This is a genomic window from Bacillus sp. NTK034, assembly GCF_017303275.1.
Classification (GTDB): domain Bacteria; phylum Bacillota; class Bacilli; order Bacillales; family Cytobacillaceae; genus Cytobacillus.
In genome coordinates this window covers 185,302-200,554 of record NZ_JAFKOJ010000005.1, presented here as the reverse complement: position 1 = coordinate 200,554, position 15,253 = coordinate 185,302, and the positions used below count along the sequence as shown (strand labels likewise).

Here is a 15,253-nt window from a genome sequence, read left to right as displayed (position 1 = left end):
AACTATGAAAGTATATGAAGCCCTCAACTGGGCTTCTTCTTTTTTAAAGAAGTCAAACCGTGATGAGAATGCCGGTGAGCTGTTATTGCAGCATTTTATGAAGATGAGCAGGGCAGGCTTTTTGGCTAATTTACGCGAAGATTTGCATCCGGAGGTCCTGGATGAATTCCAGAAGGCAGTGCACGCACACGCAGCGGGCCAGCCTGTTCAGTATATAATCGGCACTGAAGAATTCTACGGGCGCACCTTCCATGTGAATGAAGATGTCCTTATTCCAAGGCCAGAAACGGAAGAACTCGTTTATAATGCTCTTAAGAAGATAAACAAGCTGTTCGGCTCTGTGAACGGGCTTGAAATGGCAGACATCGGTACCGGCAGCGGAGCGATTGCCGTTACGATGAAGCTCGAGAAGCCGGAATTAAATGTCACGGCCACAGATATCTACAGGCCGACCCTTGAGCTGGCTGAGAAAAATGCAGAACAGAATGGCGCGGTAATCGATTTTTTTCAGGGGGACCTTCTACAGCCCCTTATTTCGAAAGGGAAGAAATTTGATATCATACTATCCAATCCTCCATATATACCGGAAAGGGATATCGAGTGGATGTCGGATATAGTCACAGAACACGAACCGCACCGTGCCCTCTTTGCAGGGGAAGATGGACTGGATCTGTACAAGCGCTTTATGGAGGAACTGCCAGCTGTCATCAAAGACCGTGCCCTCATCGGCTTCGAGGTAGGTGCCGGCCAAAGTGAAGCAGTATCTGCACTTCTGAAGCAGGTTTTCCCTCAGGCAAATATTGAAAAAGTCTATGACATTAACGGCAAAGACCGGATGGTTTTTGCAAAAATAGAGTAACACAGCCGCCGGAATGGCGGTTTTTTTAGGTGAGAGGGACTGCATCAGAATCCTATAAAAAAATTTAATTTTAATAGTTTAAGATTCTGGCATCCTGTCCACACTGTGGATAGTGAAGGGATGGTGCCGGAAATGATGAATACAAAAACGATAGTGAAATTATATGTACTGATTTTATCCTTAGGAACCATTTTAAGTTTATATATACCGCAAACAGAAGTCACAGCTGATGAGCCAATGGTAATACCAAGCGAGGCAATAAGGCTGCGCATTCTGGCCAACAGCGATAATGAAGAAGACCAGGCGATTAAAAGGAAAGTTAGGGATGCAGTAAATGCAGAAATCACTGAGTGGGTGGCAGAGTTAACTTCAATTGAAGATGCCCGTGAACTGATCCAGTCCAGATTGCCTGAGATCCAAAAGATTGCCGAAGAAGTAGTAGCTGATGAAGGGTCTGATCAGAAAGTAAATGCCGACTTTGGAAAAGTCAGCTTCCCGACGAAGTTATATGGACAGTTCTTATACCCGGCAGGCGAATACGAAGCGATCTTGATCACTCTTGGCGAAGGAAAAGGGGCAAACTGGTGGTGTGTGCTTTTCCCTCCTCTTTGCTTCCTTGATTTCTCAAACGGTGTGGCTGTAAGCGAAGGCTTTGAAGAAGAAGAAAAGAAAGGGGAAGTAAAGGCAGAAGAAATTGCTGCTGACACTGATTCCGAAAAAGAAACCCCTCCCGTTTATACAGAGGAAGATGAAGAACCTGTAGAAGTAAAATTCTTTTTAGCTGAAATATGGGAGAAAATCTTCGGTTAGGCCTTGCTGCAGAGCAAGGTCTCTCTTTTTTAGAATCACTTTAAAAACTGGAAATCAAATTACATTTAAGACAAGCATATAACATCTTCTTTTCATGAGTTTGATTCTACTAAAAACGGATATTTAAAGTAGTGTAACAACAAAACATAAACAAAAAGGAGATGAAAGATAATGGCTAAAAACAACAATAATAACAACGATAAAATGTCTCGTGAGGAAAGAGGGCGCATGGGCGGAGAAGCAACAAGCCGCAATCATGATAAGGACTTCTATCAGGAAATTGGACAAAAGGGCGGAGAAGCTACCAGCCAAAACCATGACAAGGAATTCTATCAGGAAATAGGCCAAAAAGGCGGAGAAGCGACAGCGGAAAATCATGATAGTGAATTCTATCAGGAAATAGGCCAAAAAGGCGGAGAAGCAACTGCTGAAAATCATGACAAGGAATTCTATCAGGAAATTGGACGCAAAGGCGGAGAAGCAACTAGTGAAAACCATGACCGCGATTTCTACGAAGAAATCGGCCGAAAAGGCGGCAACTCGAACGACTAAACCTGCCGCAGAAAAATTGTATATGATAGTAATATAAACACGGCAGCGGAATTCAGACAGCTGCCGTGTTTTATTTTACAGTAGTCATTCGTTCTCTCACATCCTGAAATATTTTTCAAATCTAGTTCTACTTTTTCTATTTTTTCATATTCATAGAGTGACAATAAGAAAATGGGGTGAAGAAATGGAAACAGGTGTAGTGAGATGTGCTGATGCTTCAGATGTGGAGAATCTGGCATCTTTTCTGGAATCGGCAAACTTAAGTACGGATGGGATAAGGGAAGCAATCGAATATTTTTTAATTATGGAGAATGATTCTGGGGATATTAAAGCTACCCTGGGAATTGAACCCCATGGGAAGAATGGACTTTTAAGGTCCCTTGTAATAACATCCTCAGCATCTGAAAAAGATCTATTTATTTTGTTTGAGCAAATATTAATGCTGGCAAGAGATCGGGGCATGGAGTCCTTGTATCTAGCATCGAATAAAAGAAACTCGCTGGCATTTTTCAGCCTGCTTGGCTTTAAACAGGAAGAAACAGCGCGATTGCCGGAAGTCTTATTCGAGTCGGAGCATGTTAAACATATCCTGACTGTGGATAACTCTTTCTTTTTGAAATTATCCATGTGAATTGTGGGTATCTTGCCAAAGTTATGCACAAATCGCTCTTATTTATACACAATTTGTGGATAAGACTTGAGTTATCCAGCTTCTTCTACTATACTTTCCAAAGGAATGTTCAAAAAAATGTCGAAAACAAAGGAATTTTGACAGCAAAAAAACATTTTTTGTGAAGGTGGATAACAATGATTACAAAAAGATGGTCGGTGGATAACAATGTGGATAAAGAAGATAGTTATTCACAGTTTTCACAGGCTGCCGATCTGTTAAAAAATAATGAAGTGGTCGCTTTTCCAACAGAAACCGTATATGGATTAGGCGGGAATGCGGAAAATGATGAAGCGGTCAGAAAAATATTTGAGGCAAAAGGACGTCCGAGTGATAATCCCCTGATTATTCACATTGCTGATAAAGCACAGCTGGACGCGTTTGTAACCGAAATTCCGCAAAATGCGCAGGCGCTCATGGATCAATTTTGGCCGGGACCGCTTACGCTCATTTTTAATCATAAGGAAGGTGTTCTTTCCCATTATGCAACGGCAGACTTATCCACTGTTGCTGTGCGGATGCCTGATCATCCAGTAGCCCTGGAGCTGCTGGAGAAAGCAGGATTGCCAATTGCCGCTCCTAGTGCCAACCGATCGGGAAGGCCCAGTCCGACAACGGCTGACCATGTTTGGGAAGACCTCAATGGTAGAATTGCAGGTTTAGTGGACGGGGGTCCGACAGGTGTTGGTGTGGAATCCACTGTATTGGATTGTACGGGTGAAGTGCCGGTCATCTTAAGGCCAGGCGGCATTACCAGAGAACAGCTGGAAGAGGTTGTAGGCAAGGTCAGCGTGGATCCTGCATTAGCGGATGAAAGCCAGGCGCCGAAATCTCCCGGCATGAAATACCGGCACTATGCACCGGATGCACCTCTTTATTTAGTAGAAGGAACAAGAGAAGACATCCAGCATTTTGTTGAGGATAAAAAGCAGGAAGGCCTTTCGGTGGGAGTCCTGACGACATCAGAAAACCTGGAATTTTATCATGCTGATTTTATCTATGCCTGCGGGCAGCGGGAAAAGCTTGAGACAGTGGCCAGCTCTCTCTATGAAGCATTAAGATACTTCAACACAACAGATGCTGATATTATTTTCTGTGAGATGTTCCCGGGTGAAGGCGTCGGGCATGCAATCATGAACCGCCTGATGAAAGCAGCAGGGCACAGGGTTATTAGCAGATAGATAAAGAAACCGTTTCGTCATGAGGCGGTTTTTTGTTTTGGGAAAAGGCAATGGCATTCTAAAACCTCACGGACGTGCATATGCTGAATTAGCAAGTCCAAGGAGGCGGAAAAATGTCTGCAATGATCGGGGAAATATTAACACTGGCTCTAATGGCATTTGCATTAGGGATGGATGCCTTTTCGGTGGGTCTTGGTATGGGGATGTACAAACTCCGCCTCAGACAAATAGCTAAAATCGGCATCACCATTGGCCTTTTCCATGTATGGATGCCATTATTGGGAATGATAGCAGGCAGATTTCTTTCAAATACATTCGGAGCCATAGCCGGTTATGCAGGCGGGGGACTGCTCCTTTTATTAGGTGTGCAGATGATTTGGTCAAGCTTCAGGGAGGATGAAGACAGCTTAATCACGCCAGTGGGCTTAGGGCTGCTGATCTTTGCCTTGAGCGTCAGCCTTGATAGTTTTTCAGTAGGCCTCAGCCTGGGAATCTACGGAGCCAAAACATTACTTGTGCTCGTGTTCTTCGGAGCAGGGGCGGCCATCCTCACATGGGCCGGCCTCCTCACCGGCAGAAAAGTCCAAAGCTGGATCGGCTCCTACAGCGAGGCTCTCGGCGGTGCCATCCTCCTTGCTTTTGGGGTAAAACTGTTATTTTTATAGAGGTTAGCGTGTGTTTAAATGTTAATATTTTGTGAAAAATGGAAAGGGTGCGGGTCGCCCTTTTTCTTTTTTTTGCACAGGAGCTATAGGTGTTATGGGAAATTTGACTTATAATGTAAGAAAAGTGCAAACTGTCATTTTGAATAAAGTTTTATGGTTATAGACCGATATATAAGGAGGGAGTTTCTCTGTGACAAAAGTATTGTTTGTATGTACAGGAAATACTTGCAGAAGCCCTATGGCAGAAGCCATTTTAAAAAGCAAATCGCTCCCGGGTGTAGAAGTGAAATCGGCTGGAGTATTTGCGGCAGAAGGCAGCGGGGCGTCCCCGAATACAAAAAGTGTGCTGGAGGAGCATGGGATTCCGCTTCAGCATCAGTCTTCCAGCATGAATGAAGGTTTAATTGACTGGGCGACCTATATTTTAACAATGACAGCCGGCCACAAAAATACCGTTTTGTCCATGTTTCCTGACGCAGTGGGTAAAACCTTCACACTAAAAGAGTTTGCCGGAGCGCCTGGAGATATTATCGATCCATATGGGGGGCCGGTTGAGATATATAGAAATACATTTAAAGATCTGACAGAAGCAATTGAACAAATTTTGGATCGCATACAGAGACCAGATTAATCAGGGGGGCAACATGATGGGGGAGAAAAAGGGCTATAAGTTTGGCCTTAGGAAAAAGCTCGTATTATTTATCACATCGCTGGCTATCATTACATACACAACAAGTGCTGTATTTCTTTACTTTATATTTCCTGGCATAGAAGAGATGCTTCCATTTGGAGAGGGTGTTTTTACTATTTTAACCTTAGGAATGGGTATTTTTTGGTCAGGTGTTCTTGCCTTTTTTGCTGCAGGTTTCATTATCAAACCTTTACAGAAACTTGAAAAAACGGCACTCATGGCTGCCAATGGCGATATCGGCCAGGACGCAGAACTTTCCAGGTCGGATGATGAAATCCGTTCATTGGGTATTGCATTCAACCATATGCTTTTCAATTTAAGGGATATGGTTCATAAAATTGACGAGAACTTTAGAGAAACGAATGAAAAAGTCATTGCGATGTCTTCCGAATCTTCGGCAGCTGCAGAGCAGGCAGATGCGATTGCCAGAACCATCAGCGAGATTTCCCAGGGAGCAGATAGTTCTGCGGTTTCCATTCAATCAACAGCTGAATCCATGGAAGATGTCCTGCGAATTGCTCAGGAGGTACAGGATACAGCAAAAGCATCACAAAATGTTTCCGGCGAAATGGTTAAGGACCTGATGGAATCAAAGAAAGTGATCCATTCACTTATTTCAGGTATAGACAAACTGGCCCACGATAATGAGGAATCACTGCAGACAGTGAAGCGCCTAGAGCAAAATGCTGTGAAAGTGGAGCAGATTATTCAGCTTGTCGGTGACATTGCAGCACAGACCAACCTCCTTGCTTTAAATGCTTCCATTGAAGCAGCGCGTGCCGGGGACCATGGCAAAGGATTTGCGGTAGTCGCTGAGGAAGTCCGTAAACTTGCAGATGAAAGTGCACAGGCAGTCCAGGGCATCTCAGAACTGATAAAAAACATTCAGGAAGAGGTCCGCAATGTTGTCACGCAAATCTCATATCAAGTGGAGACTGCTAATAATGAAGTGAAAAAAGGGACGAAAACAAATGAAGTGATTGAGGAAATGGCGAAAGTGGTCAATGAAATGGCTGCATCCGTTTCTGCCATATCAGGCCTGGTTGATAACCAAATGGAGGGAATACAGCTAACATCCACACAATCCCAGGAGGTTGCTGCAATTGCTGAAGAAACATCAGCAGGCGCACAGGAGGTTTCAGCAGCCACCCAACACCAGACCGCTGTGATTGGCAATTTGGAAAAACTGGCCATCGATCTTAAAGAACAGGCAGAAAAATTAAAAAGCACAATTACTAAATTTAAACTATAAACGATTGTTGAGGGAGCCCAAAATGCAGCTCCCTTTCTTTATATTTTCAAGGTTTTGTGTCAAAATAAAAGCATAATGTCAAAAATAAGCGGGCTTCAAACAGGAGGGTTTCATAATGAAAATTGCAATTGCATCAGACCATGGCGGACTTAATCTCCGCGAAGAAATCAAAAGCCTAATGGATGAAATGAACATTGAGTATGAGGATTTCGGCTGTGAATGCGAAACTTCAGTAGATTATCCGGATTATGCATTGCCTGTTGCTGAAAAGGTAGCGGATGGCGAATTCGACAAAGGCATTCTGATCTGCGGGACTGGGATTGGCATGAGCATCTCTGCCAACAAAGTGAAGGGAATCCGCTGTGCGCTTGTGCATGATGTATTCAGTGCTAAAGCAACCCGTGAACATAATGACAGCAACATCCTTGCTATGGGTGAACGAGTGATTGGCCCTGGCCTCGCTCGTGAAATTGCAAAAGTATGGCTTTCAACAGATTTTGAAGGCGGCCGGCATGAAAACCGTGTAGGAAAGATTACTGCTTACGAAACGAAGTAAAGTGAAACTTCAATCAGCGTGGGGGTATTCCCACGCTGATTATTAGTTGAACTAGTCGGGCATTTACGGGCAGTTTGAATCCCGCTTATCCTCCTTCGACTTTTTTGAGCTATAAAGGGGGAGTCTTACTGCCCGTTAGACTGCGGTGAATCTTCCGAAAGGGTGAGCATTTTGATTGAACAATGGAAAAAAGAGCTGGATACAATCATTCGTGAATTTAGTGAACAAGTTCCTTTAAGTGAAAAGCATATTCTTGTAGTGGGCTGCAGCACAAGTGAAGTAGCCGGGAAAAGAATCGGCACAGCCGGAACGGAGCAAGTGGCTGAAATGATTTTTGAGCGTCTGGACAAGCTTCGCCAGAATACCGGGGCTGCGCTGGCCTTTCAATGCTGCGAACATTTGAACAGGGCACTCGTAGTAGAGCGTTCCGTTGCCGAGGTAAAAAACCTGGATGAAGTGACCGTCACCCCTCACCGCACGGCCGGCGGCGCGATGGCAGCATATGCCTATGAACACTTCAAAGATCCCGTCATGGTGGAGTTGATCAAGGCAGATGCCGGCATCGATATCGGCGACACACTGATTGGCATGCATCTGAAGCATGTAGCCGTTCCGATCAGGACCTCACAAAAATCAGTCGGCGAGGCCCACGTCACCATGGCCAAAACCAGGCCGAAACTGATCGGAGGAGCACGGGCGATTTATGAACGCAACTCTGATAATGAATCGTGCAGGTAATGAAAGGTCAAGTATAGCGGATCAGTTTTGCAGAAAAAACTTTGATAATAATCTGTTAATTAGCTGTCCCAATTGCCTAGCAATTGGGGCTTTATTCATTCCTATTAAATACTCAATTTCTTGTTCAGTTTCGCCACATCAGCCACCTATTCGGAGAGCAAGGGGAAGTCCTGTACCACGAGTCTGAAGTTGAAGCACATTCGGACAGGAAAAGCGGAAATCAGAGGGAACGAGTATATTGACAGGCGCCTGCCCCATTTTAACTAAAAATGGTATAGGTGCCTGTCACTTTTTTTATGGAACGTGTAACATTCAGGAAGGAAGAACGTGTATAAAGTGCAGCATTTATTGAGAAAGGGGGGAGAAACCGTTGAAAGAAAACAGGCGGGATAGGCTGGATGATTTATATCGGCATTATGCCAGACCGCTTTATTACTTTTTATATAAGATGTCAGGCTCCAAAGAAACAGCGGAGGATTTAACTCAGGAAACATTCATTAAGGCAACGGTTTCTCTCTCTTTCTATAAGCAGGAAGATGTAAGGGCATGGCTATTCAAAGTAGCAAGGAACGCCTATTTGGATGAATGGAGGAAACGGCAGAGGAGAAATAAGATTCCTTTTGCCAGCTATTTATTTTCCAGAGATGAAATGATAAGTCCATATGGGCTGCCGGAGGATGAAGCATTAAATAAGGAATCGAAGGAAAAAGTGGCAGATCTTATGAGCTGCCTGCCGGAACAGTACCGGTCCATTTTATATTTAAGAGAATTTGAGTCTTTTAGCTATAGTGAAATCCAGGAGGCGCTGGATCTATCGGAAAATCAAGTAAAGGTGACACTGCATCGGGCCCGGAAAAAGCTGACACAGCTCGCCGATGAACAATGGAGGGAAAAACATGACTGACTGGAACAAAGACCGAGAAAAGAAAATCATGGCTAGATACCGTTTCACCTTAACTTTCAGAGTAATAAGGGTCATTGCTGCCTGTCTGCTGTTGTTCTGGGTATATATGATGGCCGTGAATATAATATCCGATGCCGCCAATAGTGATAAGAAGCATGTTTTTTACAGCAAGGTAGCTCTTGATTGGAAGTATCCAAATCTATATGAGGATTTTGGCGGCTTTGTTAATAAAGAACTAACACCCTTTCTGACACAGAAAATATCCTACCCGATTTCCCGCCAGATTGGCCGCGAATCTCAAACAATCGGGGAGGTTTACATTGAGAAAAGGCTGCTAAATTCGTATTCAACCTTAAAAATCCAGAAATATGAGCCGCAAAACGAAAACATTTACCGTTTCTCCCTGCCTGAAAATCCGAATAGCGGAAAAAAGCTATCAGCTGAAGGGAAACCAGGTGTCTGGGCTTCACTAGAAAAAATACACGAGGGGACTGTGGCGGAAATGGCATTTTCCACACAGTCATTTATGAAGCCGGAGGAGCTTCTGAACCTGTTAAAGCCCTATGACCTGGAAGTTCTTTGGATGCCGCTCTATACAGGGGAACTGAAGGAATTTCAGACGGGGTATGGCAGTGGTGGCAACTCAATCGAATTAACATCCATTTATGGTCTGACTGGGGGAAGGGAAGCAGGAGAAGATTATATGTCAGAGTCGAAATTGGCCCTTAATGATGAATTTATGGAAAAAAATAAAAAGTTGATGCTGAAACAGATGGAAACCCTGTTAAAAAATGAATCTCAAAGCTATTATGAAAACTTTTTAGGACTGGATCATCTGAAAGACCGTCATCAATATCTTCAAAAAAATGGCTTCACTGTCTATGGAGCAGTCGTTACCGGCCCGGTAAAAGAACTATTAAAGCTAAAAGAAGAAAAGCAAATCCGTGCTCCATACCTTGGCGAAGTGGATTATTGGAACTGGGAATAAAAGGATGGTGACAGGCACCTATACCACTTCATCAAACTGGTATAGGTGCCTGTCACTTTTTCGGAAAACATGCTAAAATGAAAAAGAATTTTCACAAAAAGATCGATACATAAAAATGGAGAGCCTTCACAACGCTTTCCTTTATTAAAAGTGTGTTGGAGAAAAGGGAGGATTCTTATGAAGCATTTAGCACAGCAGGATGAGCAGGTTTTCAAGTCGATTGAGGAAGAATTAGGACGCCAGAGATCAAAGATTGAATTAATCGCTTCTGAAAACTTTGTCAGTGAAGCGGTAATGGAAGCACAGGGTAGTGTTTTAACAAACAAGTATGCTGAAGGCTATCCAGGCAGACGCTATTATGGCGGATGTGAACATGTGGATGTAGTCGAAGATCTAGCCCGTGACCGTGCGAAAGAAATTTTCGGCGCGGAGCATGTGAACGTGCAGCCGCATTCAGGAGCACAGGCAAATATGGCTGTATACTTCACTGTCCTGGAGCAGGGAGACACTGTTCTTGGCATGAATTTATCCCATGGCGGACATTTAACTCACGGCAGCCCTGTAAACTTCAGCGGCGTGCAGTACAATTTCGTCGAATATGGAGTGGATAAAGAAACACATCGCATCAATTATGATGATGTGCTTGAAAAGGCCCGTCAGCATAAACCGAAACTAATTGTAGCGGGTGCAAGTGCTTATCCGCGTGAAATTGACTTCAAGCGTTTCCGGGAAATTGCCGATGAAGTCGGTGCCATGCTGATGGTTGATATGGCTCATATTGCAGGCCTTGTAGCTGCTGGGCTTCATCAGAATCCGGTTCCGTTCGCGGACTTTGTTACAACTACTACGCATAAGACATTGCGCGGACCGCGCGGCGGCATGATTCTCTGCAAAGAAGAATATGCAAAGAAAATTGATAAATCCATTTTCCCTGGAATCCAGGGCGGTCCTTTAATGCACGTTATTGCGGCAAAAGCGGTTGCCTTCGGCGAAGCGCTTCAGGAAGAATTCAAAACATATGCAGGCAATATTATTTCTAATGCCAAAAAGCTGGCTGAAGCATTGCAGGCTGAAGGAATCGATCTTGTATCTGCAGGCACAGACAACCACTTGCTTTTAGTTGACCTTCGTTCCCTGGGCTTAACAGGGAAGGTAGCTGAGAAAGTGCTTGATGAGGTCGGCATTACAGTCAACAAAAACACGATTCCTTTCGATCCGGAAAGCCCATTCGTGACAAGCGGCATCCGCATCGGTACAGCGGCCGTTACGTCCCGCGGATTTGGCGAAAAAGAAATGCAGGAAATTGCATCCATCATTGCCTTCACACTTAAAAATCATGAAGATGAAGGGAAGCTTCAAGAAGCGGCTCAGCGCGTCGAAGCCTTAACAGGCAGCTTCACTCTATATCCAGAATATTAATTAATCAGCCGGTCTCAGCATGGGGCCGGTTTTTCCATGCTTATATAAGAAAATTTTGAACTTCGAGATCTGTCTAGCTCCACAAGGAACACTCCGACAGCATCATCATCGCAGGACTAAAAGCGTTAGCTTTTAGGAGGAGCGCCTACCCCCTCGAGGTCACAAGCCAATCCTCTCAAAAAGGCAAAGAACGCCTTACCGTGAGGCTCGCCATGTGCTTGTCGGGGGTGAACGAGGCGCTTCCGCTTTTCTTATATAAATGACTTTTCTTTTACAAAAACGAATCATAGTTGCCGATGGAACTGTTTTTCTGTAAAATTAGACGAAGTGTGGTTCGACTAATCTGCATATTGAAAAGGAGAGATACTCATGGCAAAGGTTTACGTTTTTGACCATCCATTAATTCAGCATAAGCTTACATACATTCGTGAAAAAAGTACGGGAACAAAGGAATTCCGTGAGCTTGTCGATGAAGTGGCAACACTTATGGCATTCGAAATCACCCGTGATATGCCTTTAGAAGAAATTACAATTGAAACACCGGTCAGCACGATGAAGTCTAGCGTACTGGCAGGTAAGAAGATAGGAATTATCCCTATTCTGCGTGCGGGAATTGGAATGGTTGACGGTATCCTGAAGCTGATCCCGGCTGCAAAAGTAGGTCATATCGGTTTATATCGCGACCCGGAAACACTTCAGCCGGTTGAATACTATGTAAAGCTTCCTAGTGATGTGGAAGAAAGAGATTTCATCGTGGTTGACCCAATGCTTGCAACTGGCGGTTCAGCGGTTGAAGCCATTCACTCCCTTAAAAAACGCGGAGGAAAAAACATTAAATTCATGTGTCTCATTGCCGCTCCGGAAGGTGTAGAGGCTGTAAAAGAGGCTCATCCTGACGTTGACATCTATATCGCAGCTTTAGACGAAAAATTGAACGAAAAAGGCTATATTGTTCCTGGTCTTGGTGATGCAGGTGACCGTTTATTTGGAACGAAGTAAAAAATTTTTACTATCATATTTTTTCAAAAGAGATTTTAACAGTTCTGCAATTAAATTTGTTGAAAATGCACCTCTTATAATTAGAGGTGCATTTTTCTGTTCTTTTCTAAAAAGGGGAGGGGAGAAGAGTGTCAGAATACTAGAAAATAACGTGGTTGATATGTTGGTGGTTGGGTGGTTGATAATGAGCAGAGGAATTTTTATAGTATTAATCAATATTTATGTTAAAAGTCTCTTTCGCCTCAATGCTGGAAAAGTTATGATAGAGTATAGAAGAAATGGAAGTGAAATTCCCGCAGTATATAAGCGGTTAACGTGCTGATGGTTGTATAGCTATTTATAAAATGTTGATATATCGGTTTTTTAGTGTGTTAAATTGGTTTGGTCATGGTTGAAGAAATGAAGCAGAAATGACTTTATTGATGGACTATTCACCGCAAAAATGTTGATGGTGGTTTTGTTGGCGGTTAGGTGGTTGGACATGGGTAATGCCCAGCAACGGCTGGGTGATCGGCAAAGATACCAAGAAAGGTGCTGAGGACGTTGGCAAATCAGTATTTGACAATGAAGGAGCTTAAAGAGGCGCTTCCGGACATACCTGAGAATAGCCTAAAGCGTTATTTGCAGGAGCATGCAGAATACATAAATTATCGGAAAGAACATAATCGCTATAAAATCCAGGCTTCTGAAATTGAAAAGCTTAAATTCATCAGGAAATTATATTCAGATGGGTTAAAAAAAGAGGAAGTCGCCGCAAAGCTAGAGGATGCAGGTATCCCAGTCATCATTACCGTGGAGGATGACGAAGAAAGCAGCACCACTTCACTGGTGAATGTGAATTCAGAGCTGACAGATATGAAAAAGCTGGTCAGCTTTCTCGTTCAGCAAAATGAACAGTCCCGTCTAACCCAGAATAAAATCAGAGAGCAAAACAAGCAGCTGATACATGAGGTGCATGAGCTCAAACTCACAATTGAAGATTTAAGAAATGCCCATGCACAAGGCTATGAAAAAGAGAGCGAAAAAGTCACTTCCCTCTATGAAAAACTGATGGCGACACAAAAGTCTGTAGAAGAAGTAGCCGGTGCATTAGAGGCTGAAAAAAGCAAAAGCATCTGGCAGAAGATATTTGGAAAGTAAAAGTATGCCCGAATTGCAAGATTTACGTTTAGACTGCTGTCTTCAGGGTATTGGCATAATGATTTTAAATACCTGGAGGTCGAATAAATGAGAGCATTAGCCGTATTAGAAGGAGCATTAATTGTCTGGATCATCATGCTGCTGGGTTCATTAATTGGTACCTTCATGTCTGAAGGTGTAATCGCTCTGGTATTTAAACTGGCAGAAGGAAAAGGGATCCTGCTTACAGTATTATTAATAGCCGCGACCATTACGGATATGTGGAGAGATAAGAAACGGGACCGTTTAATTCAAAAAGGAAAACTTGAACCGAATCAGCTGTTTTAATACATAAAGGGAGTAAGCCATCATTAATTTGATGGCTTTTATTCTATATTATAATCTAAAAGGACTATTTTCTGAAAATACTAAAAATTATATTGATAATCAATAAAAAGATAGATAAAATTAATTATACAGAATATTGTATATTGGTTAATCTGCAAAGGAGATGAAAATTTGAAAAGGTTAAAGTTATTGTTAATAGTACTGGCATTAGTCTTAAGTTCTGCAGTGTTTTCTGGAAATATGGTGAATGCCAAAGAGAAGTCCGGCCAGAAATTAAGTCATGCCCATCCGAAAACAGCGGGCTTTGATCCTGAAAAATTGAAGGGCATTGATAAAGCCATTACAGGTGCTATTGAGGATGGTGTTACACCCGGTGCAGTGGTTCTCGTGGCCAAGGATGGAAAGATTGTTAAAGAAGAAGCGTATGGATATGCACAAAAATACGATATGGGGGAATTACTCAGTAATCCCCGGAAAATGAAAAAGAAAACAATCTTCGATCTGGCTTCAGTTACGAAGGTGTTGGGAACAACTCAGGGTATTATGAAGCTTGTTAGCGATGGAGAACTATCAGTCAATGACAAGGTATCTAAATATATACCTGAGTTTGCCCAGCATGGAAAAGAAAATATTACAGTAGCTGATTTGCTGACACACACCTCAGGATTGACTCCCTGGAAGCCGACATACCTATATGCTGATAATTCGGAAGAGGTACTGAATTATATAAACCAGCTGCCCCTCGAATACCCGACTGGCACGGATAGAAGATATAGCGATTTTAGCTTTATGATTCTGGGTTTTTTAATTGAAGAGATAAGTGGATTAAAACTGGATAAGTTCTTAGAAGAAAATATTTATAAACCGTTAAAAATGCAAGATACGATGTTTGCTCCACCTGACCATTTAAAGCAAAAAATTGCAGCTACTTCCTGGGGGAATCCATATGAATATAAAATGATTGATGACCCTAATTTCGGGTACTATGTTGAAGAAAGCCCGGATATGTTTAAATACTGGAGAAATTACACCTTGGTAGGAGAAGTTAATGATGGGAATAGCTTCTATGGCAATAAAGGAATAGCAGGCCATGCCGGTTTATTTTCAACAGCAAGGGACCTTGCCGTATTGGGCCAGACCATGTTAAATGGCGGAACTTATGGAAAAACCATAATGTATGATAAAGAAGTGATTGATATCTTTACCTCACCTCAGCGCTTTGGCCAGGGATATGGCTGGGAGCTGGATAAAAGCTGGTATATGGGAGATCATTATTCTGACATAGCCTTTGGCCATACTGGTTTTACTGGAACCCAGGTTATTATAGATCCAGAGGAAAACCTGCAGATTATCCTGCTGACGAACAAACAAAACAATGGCCCTTTACCAAGCGGATCATACCGCAGCACTGGCGCTCTTTCTAAGGAAGTAGCTAATATTGTTTATGAATCCTTGAACTAGCCGTTTATTTTATATCGATTTACGCATACAAGGTACCTAAT

The 15,253-nt window shown here is 43.0% G+C and carries 18 protein-coding genes; all 18 read left to right on the top strand.

Annotation, left to right across the window (positions count from 1 at the left end; genetic code table 11):
* Positions 1 to 4 precede the first annotated feature (4 nt).
* The 18 genes from prmC (at position 5) to JI665_RS15865 (ending at position 15,212) form a co-directional block, all read left to right on the top strand.
* Entirely contained in the window at positions 5 to 859 is an 855-nt protein-coding gene (gene prmC, locus JI665_RS15950) for a peptide chain release factor N(5)-glutamine methyltransferase (RefSeq protein ID WP_206840749.1), read from the top strand.
* Between the two features lie 135 nt (positions 860 to 994).
* The gene (gene spoIIR / locus JI665_RS15945; protein WP_244671233.1) at positions 995 to 1,669 is read left to right on the top strand and encodes a stage II sporulation protein R; all 675 of its coding nucleotides are present in this window, start codon (positions 995 to 997) and stop codon (positions 1,667 to 1,669) included.
* Positions 1,670 to 1,840: 171 nt separating this feature from the next.
* Positions 1,841 to 2,221: a KGG domain-containing protein gene (gene gsiB, locus JI665_RS15940; RefSeq protein ID WP_206840745.1), complete on the top strand. Its 381-nt coding sequence runs from the start codon at positions 1,841 to 1,843 to the stop codon at positions 2,219 to 2,221.
* A 184-nt stretch (positions 2,222 to 2,405) separates the two neighbouring features.
* Complete coding sequence (locus tag JI665_RS15935) at positions 2,406 to 2,852, top strand: GNAT family N-acetyltransferase (RefSeq protein WP_206840743.1); 447 nt, start codon at positions 2,406 to 2,408, stop codon at positions 2,850 to 2,852.
* A 176-nt stretch (positions 2,853 to 3,028) separates the two neighbouring features.
* Complete coding sequence (locus tag JI665_RS15930) at positions 3,029 to 4,072, top strand: L-threonylcarbamoyladenylate synthase (RefSeq protein WP_206840741.1); 1,044 nt, start codon at positions 3,029 to 3,031, stop codon at positions 4,070 to 4,072.
* Between the two features lie 113 nt (positions 4,073 to 4,185).
* A complete protein-coding gene (locus JI665_RS15925) occupies positions 4,186 to 4,737 on the top strand; it encodes a manganese efflux pump MntP family protein (protein ID WP_206840740.1) in 552 nt (183 codons plus the stop codon).
* A 190-nt stretch (positions 4,738 to 4,927) separates the two neighbouring features.
* Positions 4,928 to 5,368, top strand: a complete 441-nt coding sequence (locus tag JI665_RS15920; protein ID WP_206840737.1) for a low molecular weight protein arginine phosphatase — start codon at positions 4,928 to 4,930, stop codon at positions 5,366 to 5,368.
* Between the two features lie 16 nt (positions 5,369 to 5,384).
* Positions 5,385 to 6,680, top strand: a complete 1,296-nt coding sequence (locus JI665_RS15915; protein ID WP_206841075.1) for a methyl-accepting chemotaxis protein — start codon at positions 5,385 to 5,387, stop codon at positions 6,678 to 6,680.
* Positions 6,681 to 6,795: 115 nt separating this feature from the next.
* Positions 6,796 to 7,236, top strand: a complete 441-nt coding sequence (gene rpiB / locus JI665_RS15910) for a ribose 5-phosphate isomerase B (protein ID WP_206840736.1) — start codon at positions 6,796 to 6,798, stop codon at positions 7,234 to 7,236.
* Positions 7,237 to 7,407: 171 nt separating this feature from the next.
* Complete coding sequence (locus JI665_RS15905) at positions 7,408 to 7,974, top strand: TIGR01440 family protein (protein ID WP_211202588.1); 567 nt, start codon at positions 7,408 to 7,410, stop codon at positions 7,972 to 7,974.
* Positions 7,975 to 8,344: 370 nt separating this feature from the next.
* Positions 8,345 to 8,878, top strand: a complete 534-nt coding sequence (locus JI665_RS15900; RefSeq protein WP_206840732.1) for a sigma-70 family RNA polymerase sigma factor — start codon at positions 8,345 to 8,347, stop codon at positions 8,876 to 8,878.
* Positions 8,871 to 9,866: an anti-sigma factor gene (locus JI665_RS15895; RefSeq protein ID WP_206840730.1), complete on the top strand. Its 996-nt coding sequence runs from the start codon at positions 8,871 to 8,873 to the stop codon at positions 9,864 to 9,866. Before JI665_RS15900 ends, JI665_RS15895 begins: the two co-directional genes overlap by 8 nt.
* Before the next feature lie 177 nt (positions 9,867 to 10,043).
* Entirely contained in the window at positions 10,044 to 11,285 is a 1,242-nt protein-coding gene (gene glyA, locus JI665_RS15890; RefSeq protein ID WP_206840729.1) for a serine hydroxymethyltransferase, read from the top strand.
* Positions 11,286 to 11,654: 369 nt separating this feature from the next.
* On the top strand, positions 11,655 to 12,284 hold the full coding sequence (gene upp, locus JI665_RS15885; protein ID WP_206840728.1) for a uracil phosphoribosyltransferase: 630 nt from the start codon (positions 11,655 to 11,657) through the stop codon (positions 12,282 to 12,284).
* Positions 12,271 to 12,606 (top strand): hypothetical protein, encoded by a 336-nt coding sequence (locus tag JI665_RS15880; protein ID WP_206840726.1) that lies wholly within the window; start codon positions 12,271 to 12,273, stop codon positions 12,604 to 12,606. The genes upp and JI665_RS15880 overlap by 14 nt, the downstream gene beginning before the upstream one ends.
* 221 nt (positions 12,607 to 12,827) lie before the next feature.
* Positions 12,828 to 13,424, top strand: a complete 597-nt coding sequence (locus JI665_RS15875) for a hypothetical protein (protein ID WP_206840725.1) — start codon at positions 12,828 to 12,830, stop codon at positions 13,422 to 13,424.
* Between the two features lie 87 nt (positions 13,425 to 13,511).
* The gene (locus JI665_RS15870) at positions 13,512 to 13,751 is read left to right on the top strand and encodes a hypothetical protein (protein WP_206840723.1); all 240 of its coding nucleotides are present in this window, start codon (positions 13,512 to 13,514) and stop codon (positions 13,749 to 13,751) included.
* Between the two features lie 171 nt (positions 13,752 to 13,922).
* Positions 13,923 to 15,212: a serine hydrolase gene (locus tag JI665_RS15865; protein ID WP_244671218.1), complete on the top strand. Its 1,290-nt coding sequence runs from the start codon at positions 13,923 to 13,925 to the stop codon at positions 15,210 to 15,212.
* Positions 15,213 to 15,253: the final 41 nt, after the last annotated feature.